The following is a 3078-nucleotide window of genomic DNA, read 5'->3' on the forward strand; positions in this document are numbered from 1 at the left end:
AAGCAGTTATGTTATGCAGGGGTTAATTTAGACGAAAACGAGCAAAAGGTGACTGTTGGCGAACACATATATGAGCTGACGTCGATGGAGTTTAGGTTACTGAAAATATTCTTAATGTCACCAAAGAAGCTTCTTTCGAAGCAACAGCTTACTGACAAGCTTTATCAATTTGATGATGAAAAAGAAAGTAACGTCGTTGAAGTGTATGTCACACACTTACGTAAAAAACTCGGTAAAACCGCTATCGAAACTCGGCGTGGTCAGGGTTATATTTTCCATGGCATTATTGAATGATTTCGATTCGGTTTAAATTAAGCCTCTGGCTCAGTGGCTTAATCATTATTGCTACGCTAATAGGCTTATTTTTATTTGAGTCGATGCTTCGAGATGCGTTTCATGACTCTATTATTAATCGTCTTGAAGAAGATTTAGAACATATCATTATCGCCACCAGGCTCGATGAGGGTGAGATCGTTATCGACCAAAACCAATTATCCAGCTTTTACCGACCAGCCTATTCAGGGCGTTATTTCCAATTAAATCTGCCCGACCGCACTATTCGATCCCGTTCATTGTGGGATGCCGAATTACAAATTGAACAGTTACAAGCACAGCAGAAACGAGTTTGGCAGGCTAAAGGGCCAAAAAACAATGATATGCAGTTGTTATCTATCGGCATCGGCGCGCCAAACAGTCACAACACAGCCACATTAACTGTCGCCCAAGATCTCAGTATCGGACGGCGTGTGTTTAGCGAAGTGTTTGGTACTAAACTGGCAATCAATATCGGTATGTTATTGGCGATGATCGCCGGTATCTTCATTATTTTACGCCAATCATTTAAACCGGTGAATCAAATCCAAGGGGCACTGGCTAAATTGCGCGAAGGTGAAATAGCTTCATTAGCCATTTCACAAATTCCAGCAGAAATCCGCCCGCTAGCCGAAACCTATAATGAGTTGTTAGACTACACAGCCAAACAAATTGAACGTAGCCGCAATAACCTAGGTAATTTAAGCCATGGCTTAAAAACCCCATTAGCAGTCATGCAGCAACAAGTTGAAGCGCTTGGGCTCACCCATCCGGATGCCGCTATAGCAATGCAGCAGCAATTAGATTTAGTTCATAAAATGATTGAACGTAAATTGGCTGCAGCAAGGATAACGGGAGACATGCTGCCCGCAGCACAACTGGCGGTGCCAAAAGATTTTGATAGCTTAATCCAAACGTTACATAAAGTGCATCATCAGCGGAGCATTGATTGCAGCATTGTTAATCCACAACATATTAGTCGTATTCCAATACATCGCGAAGATGGTATGGAGCTGTTTGGCAATCTGCTCGACAATGCCTTTAAATGGGCAAACTCACAGGTTCATGTCAGCATCGAAGAGTTACCATCGGGAGTGATATTAATTCAAATTGAAGACGATGGCCTCGGTGTAAAACAAGAGCAAATTGCATTATTAACCTCTCGTGGCACCCGACTAGATGAAGCAACTATTGGCCACGGGTTGGGCTTATCGATTGTTAAAGAGATTTGTGACCAATATGGTTTTGTATTGCAATTTAGTCGAAGTAAAGCATTACAAGGGCTTAATGTCAGTATATTGATGAGCACCTAAGCTTTTTTGCCTAGAATAAGCAATAAAAAAGACCTAACAGGGCGATCAATTAGGTCTTTTTCGTCCATGCATAAACATTACATCATTGCATTGGTACTTTCAAAAATCTTGTCGGCAGATGCTGCAACAAAGCCAGTATAAAGCTGACCATTAGCCATTGGATAACGACGGGCAAATTCATAGAAACAACTTGGAATTTCCACATCGCCATCGGTAAAGTTCACAACCACTTTATCAGCCATGGTAGAAGACTGCTCTAACAAGACTTCTGGCGATCCTTTAACTTCACCGCCAGAGCTATTTAACACAAACCCAGCCTGCTTTAAGGCTTGGTTTACATCTTCAATACGCTCAAATTCAGGCAGATCGTTAATTGAAACCGTAAAGTGATTGGCACGGTAACCTAACGCAGCAACCCACGCAGCATATTCGCTTTCAGCAAGTAATGCTTGGTAAGTCGCTTTATCTACATCCCAATGACGACCAGAATATATGAAGTTATCTGCCGTGGTTGCCGCAATATCAACCTGATCGATTAAACCATGGATGCTCTTTTGCAGCTCAGGGCTAAATTCTTCAACTAACAACTCAGAGATAAACACCTTTGGCTGTTTTGGATCCGGATGTTCAAAGTGCTTAGCTATCAGCTTTTTCTGCTCAAACTTATAATCACCACTGTCGACATAACCGATAGAGGTGAAATGTTTAGCCAATACGCTTAAATTTACTTTAGCGATATTAAAAGTACGCAAAGCGATATGGTCATTGATGATTGGCGCGCCATGGCCTAAAAGCTGATGAATTTTCGCCGCTGAAGGCGTCATCTTAATGTAGTCTTGCCATAAAGCAGCAAATAAAGCATTAACGTCAGTATGCATGGTTAAATCCTTCTAAAATAAGGCTGGTGAACAAAGTCACCAGCACGGATCATGCGATGAATTTATCAGTTAAATTGATAAACCAGGGCTTAAAGTAGCAGGTAAGCTTACGGCATCTGCTTCCATTGAAGCGACAGGGTAAGCACAGTAATCAGCAGCATAAAATGCACTTGCACGATGATTACCTGAAGCGCCAACGCCACCAAATGGTGCCGCACCTGATGCGCCTGTAATCTGCTTATTCCAATTAACAATACCAGCACGAATGCGCGCTAAAAAGTAATCGTAATCTTCACGGCTATCCGCTAATAAACCAGCTGATAAACCATAACGAGTCGCATTGGCTAAATGAATAGCTTGGTCAAAATCGCTGTAACGTACTAATTGCAATAATGGACCAAAATATTCTTCATCAGGTAACTCAGCGACTTTAGTGACATCTATTAAGCCTGGAGTGACTAAACCAGTACCAGCTTCAACTTGCACTAACTCAACTAATGAAACACCACCTAATGACTGAAGTGTCGCCTGTGCGGCAACCATGCCACGTGCAGCGGTTTCAGAAATCATCGAGC

General features: G+C 42.1%; 4 protein-coding genes. 2 read left to right on the top strand and 2 right to left on the bottom strand.

Annotation, left to right across the window (positions count from 1 at the left end):
• On the top strand, window positions 1-294 hold a 294-nt coding region (locus CXF78_RS18410; protein ID WP_145991556.1), incomplete at its 5' end, for a winged helix-turn-helix domain-containing protein.
• Complete coding sequence (locus CXF78_RS18415) at window positions 291-1625, top strand: ATP-binding protein (protein ID WP_102037571.1); 1335 nt, start codon at window positions 291-293, stop codon at window positions 1623-1625. The genes CXF78_RS18410 and CXF78_RS18415, both read left to right, overlap by 4 nt.
• A 77-nt stretch (window positions 1626-1702) precedes the next feature.
• Here CXF78_RS18415 and CXF78_RS18420 read toward each other — a convergent pair whose 3' ends face one another.
• Window positions 1703-2503 (bottom strand): DUF1338 domain-containing protein, encoded by an 801-nt coding sequence (locus CXF78_RS18420; RefSeq protein WP_102037572.1) that lies wholly within the window; start codon window positions 2501-2503, stop codon window positions 1703-1705.
• Window positions 2504-2572: 69 nt separating this feature from the next.
• A partial coding sequence (locus CXF78_RS18425; RefSeq protein ID WP_145991557.1) for an aldehyde dehydrogenase family protein occupies window positions 2573-3078 on the bottom strand: 506 nt, incomplete at its 5' end.

It is taken from the genome of Shewanella sp. 11B5, assembly GCF_002836795.1.
Lineage (GTDB): Bacteria > Pseudomonadota > Gammaproteobacteria > Enterobacterales > Shewanellaceae > Shewanella > Shewanella frigidimarina.

Excerpts from the sequence above, each read along its gene's own strand:
- CXF78_RS18415 (WP_102037571.1), top strand. The coding sequence starts at position 291 with ATGATTTCGATTCGGTTTAAATTAAGCCTCTGGCTCAGTGGCTTAATC.
- CXF78_RS18420 (WP_102037572.1), bottom strand. The coding sequence starts at position 2,503 with ATGCATACTGACGTTAATGCTTTATTTGCTGCTTTATGGCAAGACTAC.